The following is a 21,883-nucleotide window of genomic DNA, read 5'->3' on the forward strand; positions in this document are numbered from 1 at the left end:
CCCCGCCCGTCGGGAGGGACCATTGGGTTTAATCGAAGGTGGTGAAACCGCGCCTCAGTGCGAAACCGGGACTACGGAGCCTTCAGAGGATACCTGAAAGCGTGCCACGTTGGCTCGCTGGTAGGGGGTCAGATCGACGATAGCGCCGTTCTGCTGAACCTGGACCGCCGAGGCGTTGCCCAGGGTCACCCGGGTTACCTGGCCCGGAGTGAAGCTGCGGCTTTCGCCGGACTTGATCAGCGCCTTCTCGACGGTGGCACCATCCGGGCCGCCGATATCGACCCAGCTGTCGCCGCTGAACTGCATCTCCAGCGTGTTGCCGACCGCGGCCGGCGCGGGCGCCGAACGCGGCACCGGGGCCAGCGAGGCCACGTACGGGGTCGCGGCCGGCTTGCTGGCCGGAGCGCTGGCCACGTCAGCCGGCGCTGCCGGCTCCACGCCTGCGGCGGACGGGGTCACCGGCACCGCAGCCGGGATCGCGTCCAGCGAGGCGGTGCTTGGCGACGGGGTGGCGCTGCCATCGAAGTGACCACGGGTGGCGAACCACACCGGCACGGCCAGCACCGCGGTGATGCCGACATAGAGCATGCGCCGACCGAGGTTCTCGGCAATACGGCGCGCGCGCGGGGTATGGGTATGGCTGACCAGGGTGGGCGGAACCACCGGCCCGACCTGGGCCTGCTCCAGCAGCTGCCCCACGTCCACGTTGAGCAGGCGCGCATAGCTGCGCAGCTGGCCGCGCACGAACACCGGCGCGCCGAGCTTCTGCCATTGTTCTTCTTCCAGCGACCTGACCACCTGGACCGGCATGCGCAGGCGCGAGCCGACATCTTCGAGGGTCAGTCCGGCCGCCTCGCGGGCCTGGCGCAGGCGGGTGCCGCAGCCGGCCGCAGTCTCGAGAGCGCTCACAGTCTGGTCATCAATCACAATGCATCAACCCTGGAGTTAGGAGCCCGCTTCCTGCGGAAATTCCTGTCGAATCCGCTGAAGATAACGATCAGATGCCGCCCGATCGCCCAGCCGCGCTTCGATTTGAGACGCAAGTTGTAACACGGAACGCGTTGCGGGTGCAGCCGCAATCCTACGTTCGGCGAAGGCCCGGGCCTCCATGTAGCGGCCCTGGCGGTAGCTCAGCTGGGCCATCGCCTCCAGCGCAACGGGGTTGCCGGGCAGTGTCGCCAGTGCCGCGCGCAGGTCGCGCTCGGCACGCTCGAACTGGCCCGCGTCCAGCGCGCAGCCGCCGGCATTCGCCTGTGCTTCGGCCGGCGTGGCATAGCCCGGCGCCTGCAGCGCACGGTCGAACCATATCAGCGATTCGGCCGGTCGGCCCTGCTGGCACAGCCAGGCACCGTAGTTGTTGAGGATGTCGCCGCGCTGCGGCGCCAGCTCGGCAGCCCTGCGGAAGTTCTCGCCGGCCTGCTGGATACGGCCGCGGCGTTCGTCGATGCCGGCCAGCAGCACCAGGCCGTCCGGCGCATCCGGGGCCAGTTTCTGCGCCTCGCGGACCTTGCGCTCGGCGGCGTCGAGGTTGCCAACCTGCATGTCGCGGGCTGCCAGGGCCAGCAGATCCTGCCAGCGCACCTGGCGGCGTACGCTGTCCGGATCACGGACCGAGTACACCGGCGCCATGCTGGGGCCCACCTTGGCCTTGGAGTGGGATTTGCAGCCGCCGACCGAAACGGCCAGCACGCCTGCGAGCAGGACCAGCCAGAGGCGGTCAGGCCGCGGCATCGCTCCCCTTCCCCGCCTGCAGCGACTTGTTGAACTCCGCCTGGCGGCGGGTGCGGTCCATCACCTGGCCCTTGAGCTGGCCACAGGCGGCGTCGATGTCGTCGCCACGGGTGCGGCGGACCATGGTCAGCACATTGCTGTCCAGCAGGATCTTCTGGAAGGCACGGATGTGCGCTTCTTCCGAACGCTCGTAGCGAGTACCCGGGAAAGGATTGAACGGAATCAGGTTGACCTTGCCCGAATCCTTGGCCTGCACCGCGTTGTCGAACTGGCGCATCAGCCGGGCCAACTCGCGGGCATGCTCGGGCTTGTCGTTGATGCCCTTCATCAGGGTGTATTCGAAGGTGACCGATTCGCGGCGCTTGTTGGCGCGCAGGTAGCGTGCGCACGAGGCCATCAGCTCGGCGATCGGATACTTCTTGTTGAGCGGCACCAGCGTCTCGCGCAGCGCATCGTTGGGCGCATGCAGCGACACCGCCAGCGACACGTCGCTTTCGGCAGACAGGCGGTCGATCTGCGGCACCAGGCCGGAGGTCGACAGGGTCACGCGCTTGTTGGCCAGGCCGTAGCCCAGATCGTCGCGCATCACGCTCATGGCGCGCACGACGTTGTCGAAATTCATCAGCGGCTCGCCCATGCCCATCATCACCACGTTGGTGAGGCGGCGCATCTGGTGCGGCACGTTGCCCAGGTGGCGTGCGGCAACCCACACCTGGCCGATGATCTCGGCGGTGGTCAGGTTGCGGTTGAAGCCCTGGGTGGCGGTGGAGCAGAACGTGCAGTTCAGGCCGCAACCGACCTGCGAGGACACGCACAGCGTGCCGCGGGTCTTGTCCGGGATGTACACGGTCTCGATGGCGTTCTTGCCATCCACGCCCATCGCCAGCAGCCACTTGTGGGTGCCGTCGGCGGAGGGCTTGTCGAACACGATGTTGGGAACCAGCACCTCGGCATGGGCCTGCAGCTTGGCGCGCAGGACCTTGCCGAGGTCGGTCATTTCATCGAAGTCGGTGACGTAGCGATGGTGGATCCACTTCATCACCTGATGGGCACGGAACTTCTTTTCGCCGAGGACGTCGACGAAAAACTTCTCCAGGCCCGCGCGATCGAGGTCGAGCAGGTTCTGCTTGCCAGCCGTGGGTGCCGACTTCGGCAGCGGCTGGATGGCGGGGGACTGTACGACCTCGTTCACGGCATTACTCTCAGCGCGAGACGACTTCGGTGGCGGCGAAGAAGTAGGCGATTTCAATCGCGGCATTCTCGACCGAGTCCGAGCCGTGGGCGGCGTTGGCATCGATGGATTCGGCGAAGTCGGCGCGGATGGTGCCCGCAGCGGCTTCCTTCGGGTTGGTGGCGCCCAGCAGGTCGCGGTGGGCCAGGACGGCGTTCTCGCCTTCCAGGGCCTGGATCATCACCGGGCCGGAGATCATGAACTCGACCAGCGCGTTGAAGAACGGACGCTCGCGGTGCACGGCGTAGAAGCCTTCGGCTTCACGGCGCGACAGCTGCTTGTACTTGGCGGCCACGACCTTCAGGCCGGCCTTCTCGAAGCGGGCGTAGATTTCGCCGATGACGTTCTTGGCAACGGCGTCCGGCTTGATGATCGAAAGGGTGCGCTCCAGCGCCATGGGATGTCTCCAATGGAATCGGGCCGCTGATGGCCCGAAGGGTAACATGAAAAAAACCCGCGTCGGGACGCGGGCTTAGCCTGATAAACGTAGGCGAATTGTAAAAGATAAAGCGGCAGGGTGGTAGTGCCGGCCGCTGGCCGGCAGGCTGGTGCCCCATGGGCTGCCCGCGGTTGCCGGCCAGCGGCCGGCACTACCCTTTGCGCCCATTCACCCACCTGAGCGGATTCTGACCGCTGCTGGCAATTTTGCTGCACTGCAAAATGCCATACGCTACCGTCTGGTCCTAGTATCAAACAATCGTTTGATTAAGGTCCGCCCGCCGATGGCCAAACCCGCCCACTTCTCGACCAAGGACCGCATTCTCGGCGCGGCCGAGGAGCTGTTCGCACAGCACGGCTTCGCCGGCACTTCGCTGCGCCAGGTGACCAGCCAGGCCGACGTCAACATCGCTGCGGTCAACTACCACTTCGGCTCCAAGGAAAACCTGGTCAACGAGGTGTTCCGCCGCCGCATGGACGAGATGACCGGCGCGCGTCTGGCGCAGCTCGAGCGCGCCCGCAGCGAACACCCCGGGCAGCTGCGCCCGGTGCTGGCCGCCTTCGTCGAACCGGCGTTGGCGCTGGCCCAGGACCGCCAGAACGGCGGCGCCTTCGTGCGCGTGATCGCCCGCGCCTACGCCGAGAAGAACGACAACCTGCGCAAGTTCCTGTCCGACCACTACGGCCACGTGCTGCGCGCGTTCGGCAAGGCCATCGGCGAGTGCGTGCCCGACCTGAGCAAGGAAGAGCTGTACTGGCGCCTGGATTTCCTGGCCGGCTCGCTCACCTATGCCATGGCCGACTTCGGGCTGATCAAGCGTCCCGCCGGTGTCACCGAAGCGGCGCATCGTGCCCATGCCGCCCACGAACTGATCCATTTCGCCGAAGCCGGGTTCCGCGCCGCCGCTCGCGCCAGCGCCCTGCCCGCTTCCCTTTGATTCCACCCAGTAACTGCTGACCAACAAAGGCCCTACACCATGTCCAATTCCCTGCTAGTCCGCCGCGCCGCCGTGCTGGGTGCCGGCGTCATGGGTGCCCAGATCGCCGCCCACCTCACCAACGCTGGCGTCGACACCGTGCTGTTCGACCTGCCCGCCAAGGAAGGTCCGGCCGACGGCATCGTGCTGAAGGCGATCGCCAACCTGGGCAAGCTGAGCCCGGCGCCGCTGGCCAGCAAGTCGCTGGCCGAAGCCATCACTCCGGCCAACTACGAGTCCGGCCTGGAGCAGCTGAAGGACTGCGACCTGATCATCGAGGCCATCGCCGAGCGCATGGACTGGAAGCAGGACCTGTACAAGAAGATCGCGCCGTTCGTGGCCGACCACGCGGTGCTGGCCTCCAATACCTCGGGCCTGGGCATCAACAAGCTGGCCGACGTGCTGCCCGAGCAGCTGCGCCACCGCTTCTGCGGCGTGCACTTCTTCAATCCGCCGCGCTACATGCACCTGGCCGAGCTGATCCCGGCCACCACCACCGACGCCGCCGTGCTGGAAGGCCTGGAAGAATTCCTGGTCACCACCCTGGGCAAGGGCGTGGTGTACGCCAAGGACACCCCGAACTTCATCGGCAACCGCATCGGCGTGTTCTCGATCCTGTCCACCATCCACCACACCCAGCAGTTCGGCCTGGGCTTCGATGAAGTGGACGGCCTGACCGGCCCGCTGGTCGGCCGCCCGAAGTCGGCCACCTACCGCACCTCCGACGTGGTCGGCCTGGACACCATGGCGCACGTCATCAAGACCATGGGCGATACCCTGCCGAACGACCCGTGGCATGAATTCTTCAAGTCGCCGAAGTGGCTGGACGCGCTGATTTCCAAGGGCGCGCTGGGCCAGAAGACCGGCGCCGGCATCTTCCGCAAGGTCGGCAAGGACATCGTGGTGCTGGACCTGGAGAAGCAGGACTACCGTCCGGCTGATCGCGCTGCCGCGCCGGAAGTGGTCGAGATCCTGAAGATCAGGAACCCTGCCGAGAAGTTCGCCAAGCTGCGCGAGAGCCAGCACCCGCAGGCGCAGTTCCTGTGGGCGACCTTCCGCGACCTGTTCCACTACAGCGCCTACCACCTGGCCGACATCGCCGAGACCGCGCGCGACGTCGACCTGGCCATCCGCTGGGGCTACGGCTGGTCGCTGGGCCCGTTCGAAACCTGGCAGGCCGCCGGCTGGAAGCAGGTCGCGCAGTGGATCGCCGATGACATCGTCGCCGGCAAGAGCATGAGCAACGCCCCGCTGCCGGACTGGGTGTTCGATGGCCGCGATGGCGTGCATGCCGCCGAAGGCAGCTACAGCCCGTCGCGCAACGCCAAGCTGCCGCGCTCGTCGCTGCCGGTGTACCAGCGCCAGCGTTTCCCGGATCCGCTGCTGGGCGAGACGTTCGCGCCGGGCGAGACCGTGTTCGAGAACGACGGCCTGCGCATGTGGCACGACGGTGATGGCATCGCCGTGGTCAGCTTCAAGACCAAGATGAACACCGTGTCCGACCAGGTGCTGGACGGTCTGCAGGAATGCGTCAGCCGCGCCGAGAAGGACTTCCAGGGCCTGGTGATCTGGCAGCAGAAGGAACCCTTCTCCGCCGGCGCCGATCTGGCCGGCGCGCTGGGCCTGCTGCAGGCCGGCAAGGTCGACCAGTTCGAGGAAATGGTCGCCAACTTCCAGCGCACCAGCCAGCGCATCAAGTACTCGCTGGTGCCGGTGGTGGCTGCCGTGCGTGGCCTGGCCCTGGGTGGCGGCTGCGAGTTCCAGATGCACAGCGCCAAGACCGTGGCCTTCCTGGAAAGCTACATCGGCCTGGTCGAGGCCGGCGTCGGCCTGCTGCCGGCAGGCGGCGGCCTGAAGGAACTGGCCGTGCGCGCCTCGCAGGCCGCCGGTCCGGGCGGTGACGTGTTCGCCGAACTGAAGAAGACCTTCGAGACCGTGGCGATGGCCAAGGTCTCCAACTCGGCGGTCAACGCCAAGGAACTGGGCCTGCTGCGCAGCACCGACAAGGTGGTGTTCAACAGCTACGAGGCCCTGCACATCGCCAAGGCCGAAGCGCGCGCCCTGGCCGAATCGGGCTACCGTCCGCCGCTGCCGGCACGCCGCATCCAGGTGGCCGGCGACGTGGGTATTGCCACCTTCAAGATGATGCTGGTCAACATGCTGGAAGGCCGTTTCATCAGCCCGTACGACTACGAGATCGCCGAGCGCATCGCCACCGTGCTGTGCGGCGGCAAGGTCGACCGCGGCACCCTGGTGGACGAAGAGTGGCTGCTGACCCTGGAGCGCAAGCACTTCGTCGAACTGGCCCAGCAGGAAAAGACCCAGGCCCGCATCGCGCACATGCTGAAGACCGGCAAGCCGCTGCGTAACTGATTGATGGCGGGTGCCGGCCCCTGGCCGGCATCCCTCTGCCTCTGGTAGGTGCCCACCTTGGTGGGCACACCGGCAAAACCAATTCGAGAGATCACTGCAATGACCAAGCAAATCCAGGACGCCTACATCGTCGCCGCCACCCGTACCCCGGTCGGCAAGGCGCCCAAGGGCATGTTCCGCAACACCCGCCCCGACGACATGCTTGCGCACGTGCTGCGCAGCGTCGTCGCCCAGGCCCCGGGCGTGGACGTCAACCGGATCGATGACGCGATCATCGGCTGCGCCATGCCGGAAGCCGAGCAGGGCATGAACGTGGCACGCATCGGCGTGCTGCTGGCCGGCCTGCCGAACACCATCGCCGCACAGACCGTGAACCGCTTCTGCTCCTCCGGCCTGCAGGCCGTGGCGCAGGCCGCCGACGCGATCCGCCTGGGCAATGCCGACCTGATGCTGGCCGGTGGCACCGAGTCGATGTCGATGGTGCCGATGATGGGCAACAAGATCGCGATGGCGCCGAGCGTGTTCGACAACGACCACGTCGCCATCGCCTACGGCATGGGCATCACCGCCGAGAAGGTAGCTGAAGAGTGGAAGGTCTCGCGCGAAGACCAGGACGCCTTCGCCCTGGCCTCGCACCAGAAGGCCATGGCCGCGATCCAGAACGGCGAGTTCAAGGACGAGATCAGCCCGTACGAGATCGTCTCGCACTTGCCGGACCTGGCCGATGGCCAGCGCATCATCACCCGCAACAAGATCGCCGACACCGACGAAGGCCCGCGCCCGGATTCCTCGGCTGAAGGCCTGGCCAAGCTGCGCCCGGTGTTCCGCAACGGCCAGTTCGGCGGCACCGTCACCGCTGGCAACTCGTCGCAGATGAGCGACGGCGCCGGTGCCGTGCTGCTGGCCTCGGAACAGGCGATCAAGGACTACGGCCTGACCCCGCTGGCCCGTTTCGTCAGCTTCTCGGTGGCCGGCGTGCGCCCGGAAGTGATGGGCATCGGCCCGATCGCCGCGATTCCGAAGGCGCTGAAGCAGGCGGGCCTGACCCAGGACCAGCTGGACTGGATTGAACTGAACGAAGCGTTCGCCGCACAGTCGCTGGCGGTGATCCGCGATTGCGGCCTGGACCCGAGCAAGGTCAACCCGCTGGGCGGCGCGATCGCCCTGGGCCACCCGCTGGGTGCGACCGGCGCGATCCGTACCGCGACCCTGCTGCACGGCCTGCGTCGTCGCCAGCAGAAGTACGGCATGGTGACGATGTGCATCGGCACCGGCATGGGCGCGGCGGGTATTTTCGAGGCGCTGTAAGGTTCAGAGCGCTGCCGGTCGGGATGTCGGCGTACTGCAGGGCCCGGGTGGGTGAGACTGCCCGGGACACGCCGTGCCCCCCTCCGGGGTCCGGCCCAGCCGCTGGCGGCTGTGCGTTCGGGCGCTTGCGAAGCAGTGCTTCGCAAGCAAAGCGCCCTCACCCCTGGGGGCTCGATGGCGCCTTGCTCGTGTGCGCTGTCCTGCGCACACGGCAAGACCGGGGTTGGGCGTCCTGCCCAACCCGCCCAAGGCATGCCTTGGACCCATGGCGCCAACGGTCCCGGTCAGCCTCACCCACCCGTGCCAGCCAACATTCCACGCGGCGGAGGGGTGAGCAAAGGCTGGGGTCAGAGCCCTTTGCGGCGCAAAGGGATCTGACCCCAACAAGCAAAAAAGGCAGCCATCGGCTGCCTTTTTTGCTTGTGCTCTTGCCCTTGATTCCGCCCTTCCCGTCCGCGCTCGCAGGAAACCGTCGAGAGGCGTGGGCAGTCCGCTGCAGGACCGTTGGCGCCATGGATGGCGCCATCGAGCCCCCAGGGATGGGTTTACGGCGTGTCCTGCAGCGGACTGCCCACGCCTCCCCACTCTGGCAGGAAGGCGCTGACGGAGCGCTTGATAAACCTTATTCCGCCAACATCGCCGTCAGTTTCTCCCGCGCCGGGCCGGCCAGCTTCGGGTTGTCCAACGCGAAACGGATCGTCGCCTCCACCAGCCCCAGATGCGTACCGCAGTCGAAGCGGGTGCCCTCGAAGCGGTAGGCATCGACCTCTTCGGTCTTCAGCAGCTGCGCGATCGCATCGGTCAGCTGGATCTCGCCACCGGCACCACTGCCGGTCTGCTCCAGCAGCTCGAAAATCTTCGGGCTCAGCACATAACGGCCAACCACCGCCAGATCGCTCGGCGCGTCCTCCGGCTTGGGCTTCTCCACGATCTGCGAAATGCGGCCCTTGCGGCCGTCGAACGCATCAGTGGCAACGATGCCGTAGCTGGCAGTCTTGTCGTGCGGCACGTCTTCAACGGCGATCACGCTGGCACCACTGGCCTCGTTGAGGTCAGCCATCTGCTTCAGCGCACCGGCACCACGGTTCCAGATCAGGTCATCCGGCAACAGCACCGCGAACGGCTCGTCACCAATCACGGCCTTGGCACACAGCACTGCATGACCCAGGCCCAGCGCTTCGGCCTGGGTTACGAAAACCGCGCGCACGCCGTTGGGCAGCACGTGGCGGATCAGCTCCAGCTGCTCCTGCTTGCCGGCACGCTCGAGCTTCTGCTCCAGCTCGTAGGCTTTGTCGAAATAGTCAGCGACCGCATGCTTGTAGCGGTTGGTGATGAACACCAGCGTGTCGCAGCCCGCTTCGATCGCTTCATCCACGGCGTACTGGATCAGCGGTCGATCAATGATCGGCAGCATCTCCTTCGGAACCGTCTTGGTTGCTGGCAAAAACCGCGTCCCCAGTCCTGCGACGGGGAAAACCGCCTTGCGAATTCGCTTGCTCATTGGTGCCTGCTGGCCTCACGTGCCGGAAAAGGCACGACTTTAGCGGATGAAATGTAAGCATCCTGTTCGATCGGAGAGAACTCCGGCATCGTCGCGAACAGGATTTCCTGGATGGTGGTCACGTCGTAACCGGCGACGGCATCGCGCAGGCGCGGGACATTGCCCAGCACCAGGTCGCGCGCGAACGTGCGCACACCGGCCTCGAGAATCTTCGGGTGTGCCGTCGAACGATAGTCCTCGTCCGAATAGAACAGCGTCTCGTGCAGCTTCTCACCCGGACGCAGGCCGGTATAGATGATCGGGATGTCCTTGTACGGCTGCTTGCCGGCCAGGCGGATCATCTGCTCGGCCAGCACCCGGATCGGTACCGGCTCGCCCATGTCGAGGGTATAGATGGCGCCGTGCGACGCGGACGCGGCAGCCTGCAGGATCAACTGGCAGGCCTCCGGAATGGTCATGAAGTAACGGCTGACTTCCGGATCGGTCACGGTCACCGGCCCGCCGCGCAGGATCTGTTCGCGGAACAGCGGCACCACGCTGCCGGCCGAGGCCAGCACGTTGCCGAAGCGCACGGTGACGAAACGGGTGTGCGTGGATTTCTGGTCCAGGCTCTGGCAGATCATCTCCGCGTAGCGTTTGCTCGCACCCAGTGCATTGACCGGATCGACCGCCTTGTCGGTGGAGATGAACACGAAGTGCTCAACGCGGGCCTCGAGGCAGGCACGGGCCACGTTCTCGGTGGCCAGGATGTTGTTGCGCACCGCTTCGCGCAGCTGGCGCTCCAGCACCGGCACGTGCTTGTAGGCAGCCGCATGGAAGGCGGTGTCGACCGGGTGCAGCGACAGGGCGTGGCGGATCACCGCCGGGTCACCGCAGTCACCCAGCACCGCTTCGATCTCGACATCGGGGAAGCTGCGCCGCAGCTCGCCTTCGATGGTCAGCAGCAGCAGTTCGCTGATCTCCAGCAGGATGATGCGGCCGGCACCATGCCGCGCGCACTGGCGGCAGAGCTCGGAGCCGATCGAACCGCCGGCACCGGTGACCATCACGGTACGCCCGCCCAGCCAGCCACGGATCAGGTTCCAGTCCGGCATGATCGGCTTGCGGCCAAGCAGATCCTCGATCGCCACTTCCTTCAGCTGCCCCGGCAGCGACTGGCCCTGCAGGATGTCGCTGAGCTTGGGCACGGTACGGAACGGCACGCCCGTACTCTCGCAGATGGCAACGATCCGCTGCATGCCGGCGGCGTCCAGCGAAGGAATGGCGATCACCAGCAGCTTGGCTGCGGTCTCGCGCACCACCGTCGGCGCATCGTCCAGGGTGCCGAGGATCGGCAGGCCCTGCAGCTTGGCACCGCGCAGGTGCGGCGCGTCATCCAGCAGGCCGACCGGTTCGAAGTTGCCGGAGCGGCGCAGGTCACGGACCAGGGTTTCGGCCGCCTGGCCGGCCCCCAGGATCAGCACCCGCCGTGCGGACGAATCCGATTGCAGCGACTGGTAATCCTTCCAGGCCCGGTAGAGCAGCCGCGGCGCGCCCAGCAGCGCCGACAGCGCAAACGGGTAGATCACCAGCACCGACATCGGCACGCCATCGAAGCGCTTCCACATCAGCACCAGCACGATGGCGACCATGCCGATGAAGCTGGCCTTGAAGATGTTCAGCAGGTCGCTGACGCTGGCAAACCGCCACAGGCCGCGATAGAGGCCGACACGCCAGAACACCAGCCCCTGCAGCAGCAGCACCAGCGTGGTATCGACATTCCAGAGGGGAAGCTCGGGCGCATTGGGGAGGATCGAGTACCGCCCCGCGTGGAGCAGCTGCCAGCATGCCCAGACCATGAACAGGTCGTGGCAGACGATCGCCGAACGCGGCATCACGCCGAGAATTCTGTCCCGCCAGGGTGAAGCCATAAGTCAGGTAGTTCCTTGTCGGTGACGCAATCCATTGCGCAGGAAGAGCCAGAGGGCGCTCAGCGCACTGAACCACGCGATCGCCACGACAGCCTCCCACCTCGGCTGCAAATTGGAGCAGACATTAAGCACTGTAATACTGAACAGGCCCAAAGCAAAGTACATCCCTGTGACCTGGGCATGACTGGCTCCTGCCTGCACCGCCCGCTGGTAGACATGCTGGGTATGGGGCTCCATCCAGCGTTGTCCGGAAATGATGCGCGCCAGCAACGTGAAGCCCGCGTCCACGAGGAATGCCGAGGCCGGCACCAGCAGCAGGATCCAGTGGATGTCGGTCTGCACGCTGGCCAGTGCGAGTACTGCCGCCACCGCGTAGCCCAACGCGCCACTTCCGACATCGCCCATGAAGATCCGCGCCCGCGGGAAGTTGAACGGCAGGAAGCCCAGGCAGGCCAGCCCCAGGGCCACAGCCGCGAGCGAATACGGCCAGGGCAGCACCGGCGCCAGGCCCAGCGCCACCACGATGGCCTGGCTGGCGGCGATGCCGTTGATCCCATCCATGAAGTTCCAGATGTTGATCAGCGAAGCGGTGAACAGCAGCACCAGAGCGGCCAGCAGCCAGCTGCCGCCATGCAGCTTGACCAATGCGGCCAGCAGGGCGGCAGCGATGAAGTGCACCAGCAGGCGGCGCATGGCCGGCAGCGGCCTGTGGTCGTCCCACCAGCCGATGCCCGCCACCAGCACCAGCCCCAGACTGGCAACCAGCAGGCTCGGCGCCGATTCGGGCCAGATCCACATTGCCACGCCTGCAGTGACCAGGAGACTGATGACAATGGCGATGCCGCCGCCGCGCGGGGTCGCCACGCTATGGCTGCGACGTTCGCCCGGCTGGTCCATCAGCTGCTGGCGCAGCGCATAGCCGCGCGCGGCCCACGTCAGCGCCGCACTCAGCAGGGCCAGCCCCAGCAGCGCGCCCATCACGAGCCACGGCATGGATCAGAGCACCGCGTAGTTCAGCAGCGGCTTGACCGTGCCCCACTCCTTGCAGCTCGGGCACTGCCAGTGATGGGTGCGCGCACCGAAACCACAGCGGGTGCAGCGGTAAGCGGGATTGCGCACCAGCAGCTGGTCGGTGATGTGCTTGAGGTCGTGCAGGGTGGCAGTGGAATCGGCGCCCTCGGCCAGCGTCAGGTCGATCAGCGCGGACTCGCCACGCACCGACGGACGATCCTTGAGCTGGCGACCGAGGTAGGCACGGGCCGGGGCCACGCCCTCCTGCTCTTCCATCAGGCGGGTCAAGGCCAGCACCGGCGCAATGCCACGGTAGTGCTCGGTCATCTCCGACAGGAATGCCCGCGCGCCCCCCAGATCACCCACCTTGCGATAGTTCTGCATCAACGCCGGCAGCAGCTCCGGCAGGTACTCGGGGTCGTTGCGCGCGGCGCGCTCGAACGCACGCACCGCGGCTTCGGCGTTGCCCGCATCCGTCTCCAGGCGCCCTTCGATGATGCCCGCGCGTACCGACATGGCGTCGGCCTGGTAGGCACGGGCGATCGCCGCCCTCGCCTCTTCCAGCTTGCCGGCACCGCGGAAACGCTCGGCCAGCTCGCATTCGAACTGCCCGATCAGCTTGCCCATCGGCTCGCCGGTCACCTCTTCGAAACGGGTGGCGTTGTCAATCGCCTTTTCCCAGTCACGCTCGGCCTGGTAGATGCCGATCAGATGCTTCAGCGCCTGCGGAGCACGCTGGTCCAGCTGCGCCAGCTCGGTGAACACGGTCTCGGCACGGTCCAGCAGGCCGGACTTCATGTAGTCCTCGCCCAGCGCCAGCAGAGCCTGCACGCGCTGCGCATCGCTCAGGTCATGGCGGTTGACCAGGCCCTGATGCAGACGGATGGCGCGATCCACTTCACCACGACGGCGGAACAGGTGGCCCAGCGCGACCTGGGTTTCGAAGGTTTCCTTGTCCAGCTCGGCGATGTGCAGGAACAGCTCGATGGCCTTGTCCGGCTGCTCGTTGAGCAGGTAGTTCAGACCGCGGAAGTAGGTGCTGGACAGGCGGCTGACCTGGTTGTCACCGTGACGTTGACCGCCGCGTCGCCCGATCACCCACCCGGCCAGTGCGGCCAACGGAACGAACAGGAAGAACCAGAACCACTCGGTGACGAAATCCATCTTCGATCAACGTCCATCAAAAGATTGGGGGGAAACACCCGCGGCCGGCGTGGCCGCCACGGACTTGTTGGCGCGGCGCAACTGGCTGTAAAGCGGAATGACCACGCTCACCAGCACCAGGCCAGCACCGACCACGACACCGATCAGCAGGGCAGCAATCAGCGCCACACCGACGGACGTGTTCAATTGGGTAAACAGCAGGTTGATCGACATCGCGGTCATGTTGACCGCACCAATGATCAGCCCAAGGATCAGGACCGCCAGCAGGACCAGCAGACGAAAAACCTTCATGCGACAGCTCCAGTGGCAGGAGTCCGTAGCTTATCCGACTCGCGGCTGGATTCGCACGCGGTGGCGCGACGGGGCTCAGGCCGGATCGGCGTCCAGCGGCAGCACACTGCTGACCCGCTCGCGCAGTTCCTTGCCCGGCTTGAAATGGGGGACGTGCTTGCCCGGCAGGGCAACCGATTCGCCGGTCTTGGGGTTGCGACCCAGGCGCGGCGGACGATAGTGCAGCGAGAAGCTGCCAAAACCGCGGATTTCGATGCGATCCCCGGCGGACAGCGAGCCGCCCATCATTTCCAGCAACGACTTCACCGCCAGATCGACATCATCGGCCTTCAGGTGCGCCTGGCGGCGCGCAAGGATTTCGATCAGTTCGGATTTGGTCATTACCGGCTCACATCAGGGGCATCTCAGCCTGAAACGGCCCGGGCAATGCCCGGGCCGTCCAGGAAACAACGAACAGCGTAAGGCCGATTACTCGGACTTGTTGCCGTTCAGCTGTGCACGCAGCAGCGCGCCCAGCTGGGTGGTGCCGCTGGATGCCGAAGAGGACTGGTATTCCTCCAGCACTTCGCGCATTTCCGCGTCGTCCTTGGCCTTGATCGACAGCTGCAGGGTGCGGCCCTTGCGGTCCATGCCCACGAACTTGGCTTCGACCTTGTCGCCGACCTTCAGGTGCTGGGTAGCGTCGTCAACGCGCTCGTTGGCGATGTCGCGAGCCGACACGTAGCCTTCGATGCCGTCGGCCAGTTCGATCACGGCGCCCTTGGCGTCGACTTCCTTCACCACGCCTTCGACCTTGGAGCCCTTCGGATTGGCAGCCATGTACTGGCCGAACGGATCCTGCTCCAGCTGCTTCACGCCCAGGGAGATGCGCTCGCGCTCCGGGTCGACGGCCAGGACGACGGCGTCCAGGGTATCGCCCTTCTTGAAGTTGCGAACGACGTCTTCGCCGGTGGTGGCCCAGCTGATGTCGGACAGGTGAACCAGGCCGTCGATGCCGCCGTCCAGGCCGATGAAGATGCCGAAGTCGGTGATCGACTTGATCTGGCCCGACACCTTGTCACCCTTCTTGTGGGTGGCAGCGAAGGTTTCCCACGGATTGGCGGCAACCTGCTTCATGCCCAGCGAGATGCGGCGACGCTCTTCATCGACGTCCAGCACCATCACTTCGACTTCATCACCAACCTGCACAACCTTGGACGGGTTGACGTTCTTGTTGGTCCAATCCATCTCGGAGACGTGCACCAGGCCTTCGACGCCCGGCTCGATCTCAACGAACGCACCGTAATCGGTAACGTTGGAGACCTTGCCGAAGACGCGGCTGTTGGCCGGGTAACGACGGCCGATGTTGTCCCACGGATCCTCGCCCAGCTGCTTCAGGCCCAGCGAAACGCGATTGCGCTCGCGGTCGAACTTCAGCACGCGGACGTCCAGCTCGTCGCCGACGTTCACGACTTCCGACGGGTGACGCACGCGCTTCCACGCCATGTCGGTGATGTGCAGCAGGCCGTCGATACCGCCCAGGTCCACGAACGCGCCGTAATCGGTCAGGTTCTTGACGACACCCTTCAGGATCGCGCCTTCCTGCAGCTTGTCCATCAGCTGCTCGCGCTCTTCCGAGTGCTCGCTTTCGACGACAGCGCGGCGCGAGACCACGACGTTGTTACGCTTGCGGTCCAGCTTGATGAGCTTGAACTCGAGTTCCTTGCCTTCCAGGTAGGCCGGATCGCGCACCGGGCGCACATCGACCAGGGAACCCGGCAGGAAGGCGCGGACATCCTTGATGTCCACGGTGAAACCACCCTTGACCTTGCCGCTGATGCGGCCGGTGATGGTTTCGTTCTTTTCCAACGCTTCTTCCAGCTCGTCCCACACCATCGCGCGCTTGGCCTTCTCGCGCGACAGGACGGTTTCGCCGAAGCCGTTCTCGATCGAGTCGAGGGCGACCTTGACGATGTCGCCTTCGGCGACGTCGATTTCGCCAGCGTCGTTACGGAACTGTTCGATCGGCACGATGCCTTCGGACTTCAGGCCAGCGTTGATCACCACGACGTCGCCGCGGACTTCAACAACGGTACCGCTGACGATGGCGCCCGGCTTCAGCTTGGCCAGGTTGGCCTGGCTGGCTTCAAACAGTTCGGCAAATGATTCGGTCATTAGATTTACTCTGTTGGACACATGGGTCGGTGGCGTCCCCTTCAGGGGAATGGCGACCGCCCGCCTGTTGGTCGACCCCGGAAATGCAGGTCGTGTGTAGTAGGAAAACCGCCACGCATCATTGCGCGACGGAGCTGGTACAGCACTGCTATGCGCGACCACCGCCGATGCTGCTGGCAGTGCTCCCGCGCGAACGGATCAGGCAGCCGGAACCGGAAGCAGATCCATCACTCTGGCAACGACATCTGCGATGCCGATGCCTGTGGTGTCGATGAGGACAGCATCGTCTGCCGGCTTCAGTGGCGCCACGGTACGCTGAGCATCACGGGCGTCGCGGGCCATGATCTCGCGCAGGAGGTCATCAAAGTTAACAGAAACCCCCTTGTCTTTCAACTGCTTATGCCGGCGCTCGGCGCGCTCCTCGGCACTGGCGGTCAGGAAGACCTTGTAGGGGGCGTCCGGGAAGATCACCGTGCCCATGTCGCGACCGTCGGCGACCAGGCCCGGCAGCTCCCTGAATGCGCGCTGGCGTTCCTTCAGGGCAGCCCGGACCTCCGGGATGGCGGCAATGGCCGAGGCCAGCGCGCCGGTGGTCTCCAGGCGCAGCTCGTCGGTGGCGTCGGTGCCGTTGACCATGACCCGCATGGCCTCGCCCTGCTCGACAAACTGAACGTGGGTATCGAAGGTGCAGCGGACCAGCGCCGAGGCATCCGAGGTATCGATGTCGGCCCAGCTGGCGGCCACGCCCACCGCCCGGTACAGCGCGCCCGAATCCAGGTAATGCCAGCCCATCCGGCGCGCGACGATGCGGCTGATGGTACCCTTGCCGGCCCCGGATGGGCCGTCGATGGTCAGGACGGGAGCGAGTGGATTCATGGGGGTCCCAGAGCGTGTGAAGGGGTCATTCTAGCCCCTGCCAGACGCCCCCAGCGGGATCTTTTGTGCAACCACTTGAAACCACGAGGAAAAGCCCGGTAGAATGGCGGGCTTGAACGAGCGTCAACTGCCGATTGTCTTTCGCATATCGCGGCCACGCTCCACCCGAACAACTACTGTTTACGCCGAGGTATGCCATGAAAGTCCTGTCCTCCCTGAAGTCGGCGAAGGCCCGTCACCGCGACTGCAAGGTCGTCCGTCGTCGCGGCAAGATCTTCGTCATCTGCAAGTCGAACCCGCGTTTCAAGGCGCGTCAGCGCTAAGCCCAACAGCCCTCGCGGCTGCGGCTGGCCCTACGCGGGGCCGACCCGATGCAAGAAACCGCCTTCGGGCGGTTTTTTGTTTATGCGGCTTTTTCCTGCCGTTTTTGCTGTAATCGCCTTTCTTGACCACTGGGGAGTAGATCGAGATGAAGCGTTACCTGTCCGCCCTGGCCGTGATGGCCACCCTGGCCGCCGCCACGCCGGCGTTGGCCGATACCCTGCTTGTCGACCGTGCCCGCGAGAAGCCGGCCGGTGCTCTGCCCGTGCGCGGCCAGAGCATGCAGCAGGTGCAGGCGCAGTTCGGCGCGCCGAGCGAACAGCTGCAGCCGCGTGGCGGGCAGAAGCGGCAATGGCCGACCATCAACCGCTGGGTGTACCCGCAGTTCACCGTCTACTTCGAGAAGCAGAAGGTGATCGACGTGGTGGCCAACCAGGCGGCCCCGAACGAAATCGGCCCGAAACCGCCGATCCGTTGATCCCTTTACCCGCCGTGGGCGGGCCTGTGTAGCGAGACCATGAACCAGACCCTTCGTTTTCCTGCCGAGTGGGAAGCCCAGAGCGGCGTCCTGATTGCCTGGCCCACCGCCGACACCGACTGGGCCGACCGCCTGGGCCAGGTGGAAGAGACCTACATCGCCCTGGTCGCGGCCATCACCCGCTTCCAGCCGGTGCTGATCTGCGTGGCCGACGACGACGTGGAGACCTATGCCGAGATGCGGCTGCGCTCCAACCGCATCGACATGGACAAGGTCCACTTCACCACGGCGGCCTACGACGATACCTGGCTGCGCGACTCCGGCCCGATCACCCTGCGCCGCGCCGACGGCGGTTTCCAGCTGCTGGATTTCCGCTTCACCGGCTGGGGCGGCAAGTTCGATGCGACCCTGGATGACCAGTTGGTGGGCGTACTGGACCAGGCCGGCGTGTTCAACGACGCGCCGGTGCGCAGCATCCCGTTCGCGCTGGAAGGCGGCGGCATCGAAACCGACGGCGAAGGCACCCTGCTGACCACCTGGAAGTGCCTGCACGAGCGCCACCCGGACCGCGACCGCGCCAGCCTGAGCGCCGACCTGGCCGACTGGCTGCAGCAGGACCGCGTGCTGTGGCTGGACCACGGCCACCTGGAGGGCGACGACACCGACGCGCACATCGACACCCTCGCCCGCTTCGCCTCGGCCGACAGCATCGTCTACCAGGCCTGTGACGACGAGAGCGACTCGCACTACGCCGAACTGCAGGCGATGGGCAACGAACTGGCCGCACTGCGCACCAAGGATGGGCAGCCGTACCGCCTGTTCCCGCTGCCGTGGGCACAGCCGGTGATCGACGAAGGCCGCCGCCTGGCTGCGTCGTACGCCAACTACCTGATCGTCAATGGTGCGGTGTTGATGCCGGCCTATGGCGACCCGGCCGACGACCTGGCCCGCGATGTGCTGGCCCAGGCGCACCCGGGCCGCGAGATCGTGCAGGTGCCCTGCCGCTCGCTGATCTGGCAGAACGGCAGCCTGCACTGCATCACCATGCAGCTGCCGGAAGGGTTGTTGAAGGCCTGAGGATGGGTAGTGCCGGCCGCTGGCCGGCACTACCAGCACCCATTCAGCGCGCGACACGCCGTCGCCGTCCATCCGCGCTAACATGCTGGTTTTCCCCCGCAGGAACGCCCCGCATGAACTCGCGCAGCCCCCTTACCGTCGCCCTGATCCAGGAGCGCAACCACGGTGATGCCGCCGCCAACCTGGCGGTGATCGAAGCACGCGTGGCCGAGGCGGCTGCGCAGGGTGCCAAGCTGGTGCTGCTGCAGGAACTGCACAATGGCCCGTACTTCTGCCAGCACGAGTCGGTGGACGAGTTCGACCTGGCCGAGCCGATTCCGGGCCCGAGCACCGAGCGCCTGGGCGCGCTGGCGAAGCAGCATGGCGTGGTGCTGGTCGGCTCGCTGTTCGAGCGCCGCGCCGCCGGCCTGTACCACAACACCGCCGTGGTGTTCGAGAAGGACGGCACGCTGCTCGGCAAGTACCGCAAGATGCATATCCCGGACGATCCGGGCTTCTACGAAAAGTTCTACTTCACCCCGGGCGACATCGGTTTCAAGCCGATCGACACCTCGGTGGGCCGCCTCGGCGTGCTGGTGTGCTGGGACCAGTGGTACCCGGAAGCGGCACGCCTGATGGCGCTGGCCGGCGCCGAGCTGCTGCTGTACCCGACCGCGATCGGCTGGGACCCGGACGATGTGCAGGACGAGAAGACCCGCCAGCGCGACGCCTGGGTACTGAGTCACCGCGGCCATGCCGTGGCCAACGGCCTGCCGGTGCTGAGCTGCAACCGCGTTGGCCATGAAGCCTCGCCGCTGGGTGCTTCGGGCATCCAATTCTGGGGCAACAGCCACGTACTGGGCCCGCAGGGCGAGTTCCTGGCCGAAGCCGGCACCGACGCCACCGTGCTGCTGTGCGATGTCGACCTGCAGCGCAGCGAGCACGTGCGCCGTATCTGGCCGTTCCTGCGTGATCGCCGCATCGATGCCTACGGCGACCTGCTCAAGCGCTACATCGACTGATCCGGAGCCCGCGCATGGCCGTCCTCATCCGTGATGCCGGCCCTGCCGACATCGACGCGATCACCGCGATCTACGCGGTGGAAGTGACCGACTTCGTCAACACCTACGAGTACGACATCCCGGACGCGACCGAGATGCTGCGCCGCATGCGCGACATCATCGACCGCGGCTTCCCCTACCTGGTCGCCGAGATCGACGGCCAGGTCGCCGGCTATGCCTACGCCAACACCTACCGCACCCGCGTGGCTTACCAGTGGACCGTGGAGAACTCGGTCTACGTCGATGCCCGCTTCCAGGGCCAGGGCGTCGGCACTGGCCTGCTGCAGGCGTTGATCGATGCCTGCGTGGCGCGCGGTTACCGGCAGATGGTGGCGGTGATCGGTGAACCGACCAACACCGCGTCGATCAAGCTGCACGAACGCTTCGGCTTCGAGCTGGTGGGCGTGTTCCGTGGCCTTGGCCGCAAGCACGGCCGCTGGCTGGATACCGTGCAGATGCAGCGCGCGCTCGGCGATGGCGCCGACACCGCACCTTCCAATGAATGAACCCATGACTGAAACCCTTCCCGAGACCGGCGACGATCTGTTCGCCGGCCAGCCGGTACGCGTCGTCGAACGCGACGGCGTGCGTTATACCCTGCTGGGCACCGCCCACGTCTCCCGCGCCAGCGTCGAGGCGGTGGAAAAAGCCATCGACAGCGGCCGCTTCGATGCCGTTGCCGTTGAACTGGACCCACAGCGCCTGCAGGCGCTGAGCGACCCGGACACACTGGCCAAGCTCGACCTGGTCGAGGTGATCCGCAAGGGCCGCGTTGCTCTGTTCGCCGCCAACCTGGCCCTGTCCGCGTACCAGCGCCGCCTGGCCGAACAGCTCGACATCGAGCCGGGCGCGGAACTGAAACGCGCGGTGGAACTGGCGCGCGAGCGCAACCTGCCGGTGCACCTGATCGACCGCGAGGTTGGCCTGACCTTCCGCCGTGCCTCGCAGCGGCTGGGCTTCTTCGGCAAGCTGAAGCTGGTGGCCGGTCTCGGGGCTGGCCTGTTCTCGTCCGAGGAAGTCGGCGAGAACGAGATCGAGAAGCTCAAGCAGGGCGACATGCTGGAGTCGAGCTTCGGCGAGTTCGCCAGCGAGAGCCCGGCGCTGTACGAAACCATCATCGGCGAACGTGACCGTTACATGGCCACGCGCCTGCGCGAGGAACACGACCCGCAGCAGCGTGAAGTGCTGGCGGTGGTGGGTGCCGGTCACCTGGCCGGGCTGGCGCGCTACCTGGAAACCGATACCGAAGCACCGGCGCCGCTGCGCGCCGAGCTGGAAGCGGTGCCGAAGAAGCGCAACATTCCGTGGTTCACGCTGGGCATCCTGGCCATCGTAGCGACCGGCATCGGCGTAGGTTTCTACCGCGGTGGTCTGGGCGTGGGCACCGAACTGCTGGCGACCTGGGCGATGTATACCGGTGGCCTCGCCGGCCTGGGCTGCCTGCTGGCCGGCGGCCATCCGCTGAGCATCCTCACCGCGATCGCGGTGGCGCCGTTCAAGCCGTTCCGCCTGAGCATCCCGACCGGCGCATTCTCGGCCCTGGTGGAAGCGCGCCTGCGCAAGCCGGCGTATGAGGACTTCCTGAAGCTGCGCGACGATGCGCAGAGCCTGAAGGGCTGGTATCGCAACCGCGTCACCCGCGTGGTGCTGACCTTCATGCTGACCAACATCGGCAGCATGCTCGGCCTGTGGCTGACCACGTTCAAGGTGTGGGGCAAGGTCGCCGGTTGATTGCAACGCCCCGCCGGGCATGGCCCGGCGCTACCGGCCGCACGGCATCTGCGCGCGCGACCGGTAGGTGCCAACCTTGGTTGGCACATCGTTTCCGGTCGCGAAGATCAGCCGAGCATGGCTATGCCGGCCGTCCTGGCCGACACCCTCCGGGCCGTCGCAAGCGACGTTGGCAGCGGCTCCTGCCGCTGCCTTCGGCTCTACAGAAGGCAAGCCGATACGGTGATGGCCAGCCCGGCCATGCCTGGCAAAAAAAGGGGGAGGCCGCCCC

Annotated in this window: 21 protein-coding genes; 9 read left to right on the plus strand and 12 right to left on the minus strand. The window is 66.0% G+C overall.

Annotated features, from left to right (window positions below; all coding sequences use genetic code 11):
- Positions 1 to 54: 54 nt before the first annotated feature.
- Genes VPH47_RS12180 through ndk form a run of 4 tightly spaced genes read right to left on the minus strand, consistent with a single transcriptional unit; the run spans position 55 to position 3,359 of the window.
- Positions 55 to 927, minus strand: coding sequence for a RodZ domain-containing protein (locus VPH47_RS12180; RefSeq protein ID WP_164161818.1), 873 nt, complete (start codon positions 925 to 927; stop codon positions 55 to 57).
- 18 nt (positions 928 to 945) lie between these two features.
- Positions 946 to 1,731, minus strand: a complete 786-nt coding sequence (gene pilW, locus VPH47_RS12185; RefSeq protein ID WP_368850922.1) for a type IV pilus biogenesis/stability protein PilW — start codon at positions 1,729 to 1,731, stop codon at positions 946 to 948.
- Positions 1,718 to 2,923: a 23S rRNA (adenine(2503)-C(2))-methyltransferase RlmN gene (gene rlmN / locus VPH47_RS12190; protein ID WP_110712028.1), complete on the minus strand. Its 1,206-nt coding sequence runs from the start codon at positions 2,921 to 2,923 to the stop codon at positions 1,718 to 1,720. The genes pilW and rlmN overlap by 14 nt, the downstream gene beginning before the upstream one ends.
- Before the next feature lie 10 nt (positions 2,924 to 2,933).
- Entirely contained in the window at positions 2,934 to 3,359 is a 426-nt protein-coding gene (gene ndk / locus VPH47_RS12195; RefSeq protein WP_008265389.1) for a nucleoside-diphosphate kinase, read from the minus strand.
- 325 nt (positions 3,360 to 3,684) lie between these two features.
- Here ndk and VPH47_RS12200 point away from each other — a divergent pair, with 325 nt between their 5' ends.
- The 3 genes from VPH47_RS12200 to VPH47_RS12210 all read left to right on the plus strand — a co-directional run bounded on the left by VPH47_RS12200 (position 3,685) and on the right by VPH47_RS12210 (position 8,058).
- On the plus strand, positions 3,685 to 4,338 hold the full coding sequence (locus tag VPH47_RS12200) for a TetR/AcrR family transcriptional regulator (RefSeq protein ID WP_014036900.1): 654 nt from the start codon (positions 3,685 to 3,687) through the stop codon (positions 4,336 to 4,338).
- A 39-nt stretch (positions 4,339 to 4,377) separates the two neighbouring features.
- Positions 4,378 to 6,750: a 3-hydroxyacyl-CoA dehydrogenase/enoyl-CoA hydratase family protein gene (locus tag VPH47_RS12205; protein ID WP_368850923.1), complete on the plus strand. Its 2,373-nt coding sequence runs from the start codon at positions 4,378 to 4,380 to the stop codon at positions 6,748 to 6,750.
- Positions 6,751 to 6,849: 99 nt separating this feature from the next.
- A complete protein-coding gene (locus VPH47_RS12210; RefSeq protein ID WP_005409292.1) occupies positions 6,850 to 8,058 on the plus strand; it encodes an acetyl-CoA C-acyltransferase in 1,209 nt (402 codons plus the stop codon).
- A gap of 622 nt (positions 8,059 to 8,680) precedes the next feature.
- On the opposite strand, the gene galU is transcribed toward VPH47_RS12210, so the two are convergent.
- The 8 genes from galU to cmk form a co-directional block, all read right to left on the minus strand.
- Positions 8,681 to 9,559, minus strand: coding sequence for a UTP--glucose-1-phosphate uridylyltransferase GalU (gene galU, locus VPH47_RS12215; RefSeq protein ID WP_110712026.1), 879 nt, complete (start codon positions 9,557 to 9,559; stop codon positions 8,681 to 8,683).
- A complete protein-coding gene (locus VPH47_RS12220; RefSeq protein WP_110712025.1) occupies positions 9,556 to 11,469 on the minus strand; it encodes a nucleoside-diphosphate sugar epimerase/dehydratase in 1,914 nt (637 codons plus the stop codon). Before VPH47_RS12220 ends, galU begins: the two co-directional genes overlap by 4 nt.
- Before the next feature lie 3 nt (positions 11,470 to 11,472).
- A complete protein-coding gene (locus VPH47_RS12225; RefSeq protein WP_180855392.1) occupies positions 11,473 to 12,462 on the minus strand; it encodes a glycosyltransferase family 4 protein in 990 nt (329 codons plus the stop codon).
- A 3-nt stretch (positions 12,463 to 12,465) separates the two neighbouring features.
- A complete protein-coding gene (gene lapB, locus VPH47_RS12230; protein ID WP_110712023.1) occupies positions 12,466 to 13,644 on the minus strand; it encodes a lipopolysaccharide assembly protein LapB in 1,179 nt (392 codons plus the stop codon).
- Between the two features lie 6 nt (positions 13,645 to 13,650).
- A complete protein-coding gene (locus VPH47_RS12235) occupies positions 13,651 to 13,935 on the minus strand; it encodes a lipopolysaccharide assembly protein LapA domain-containing protein (RefSeq protein WP_049447858.1) in 285 nt (94 codons plus the stop codon).
- Positions 13,936 to 14,010: 75 nt separating this feature from the next.
- Positions 14,011 to 14,316 carry an integration host factor subunit beta gene (locus VPH47_RS12240; protein WP_005409286.1) on the minus strand — a complete coding sequence of 102 codons (306 nt, stop codon included), beginning with the start codon at positions 14,314 to 14,316 and terminating at the stop codon, positions 14,011 to 14,013.
- Between the two features lie 87 nt (positions 14,317 to 14,403).
- Positions 14,404 to 16,089, minus strand: a complete 1,686-nt coding sequence (gene rpsA, locus VPH47_RS12245; protein ID WP_049447857.1) for a 30S ribosomal protein S1 — start codon at positions 16,087 to 16,089, stop codon at positions 14,404 to 14,406.
- Between the two features lie 198 nt (positions 16,090 to 16,287).
- The gene (cmk, locus tag VPH47_RS12250; protein WP_065199123.1) at positions 16,288 to 16,965 is read right to left on the minus strand and encodes a (d)CMP kinase; all 678 of its coding nucleotides are present in this window, start codon (positions 16,963 to 16,965) and stop codon (positions 16,288 to 16,290) included.
- 197 nt (positions 16,966 to 17,162) lie between these two features.
- Here cmk and ykgO point away from each other — a divergent pair, with 197 nt between their 5' ends.
- The 6 genes from ykgO to VPH47_RS12280 all read left to right on the plus strand — a co-directional run bounded on the left by ykgO (position 17,163) and on the right by VPH47_RS12280 (position 21,612).
- A complete protein-coding gene (gene ykgO, locus VPH47_RS12255) occupies positions 17,163 to 17,288 on the plus strand; it encodes a type B 50S ribosomal protein L36 (protein ID WP_005409283.1) in 126 nt (41 codons plus the stop codon).
- Positions 17,289 to 17,434: 146 nt separating this feature from the next.
- Positions 17,435 to 17,764 (plus strand): hypothetical protein, encoded by a 330-nt coding sequence (locus VPH47_RS12260; RefSeq protein WP_368850925.1) that lies wholly within the window; start codon positions 17,435 to 17,437, stop codon positions 17,762 to 17,764.
- Positions 17,765 to 17,803: 39 nt separating this feature from the next.
- Positions 17,804 to 18,841, plus strand: a complete 1,038-nt coding sequence (locus tag VPH47_RS12265) for an agmatine/peptidylarginine deiminase (protein WP_164161813.1) — start codon at positions 17,804 to 17,806, stop codon at positions 18,839 to 18,841.
- Between the two features lie 113 nt (positions 18,842 to 18,954).
- Entirely contained in the window at positions 18,955 to 19,842 is an 888-nt protein-coding gene (locus tag VPH47_RS12270) for a carbon-nitrogen hydrolase (RefSeq protein WP_049397762.1), read from the plus strand.
- A gap of 14 nt (positions 19,843 to 19,856) precedes the next feature.
- Positions 19,857 to 20,387 (plus strand): GNAT family N-acetyltransferase, encoded by a 531-nt coding sequence (locus VPH47_RS12275; protein ID WP_110712021.1) that lies wholly within the window; start codon positions 19,857 to 19,859, stop codon positions 20,385 to 20,387.
- Positions 20,380 to 21,612, plus strand: coding sequence for a TraB/GumN family protein (locus tag VPH47_RS12280; protein ID WP_032130074.1), 1,233 nt, complete (start codon positions 20,380 to 20,382; stop codon positions 21,610 to 21,612). Before VPH47_RS12275 ends, VPH47_RS12280 begins: the two co-directional genes overlap by 8 nt.
- Positions 21,613 to 21,883: the final 271 nt, after the last annotated feature.

Origin of the sequence: Stenotrophomonas sp. WED208, assembly GCF_040984485.1 — a bacterium.
GTDB lineage: Bacteria > Pseudomonadota > Gammaproteobacteria > Xanthomonadales > Xanthomonadaceae > Stenotrophomonas > Stenotrophomonas riyadhensis.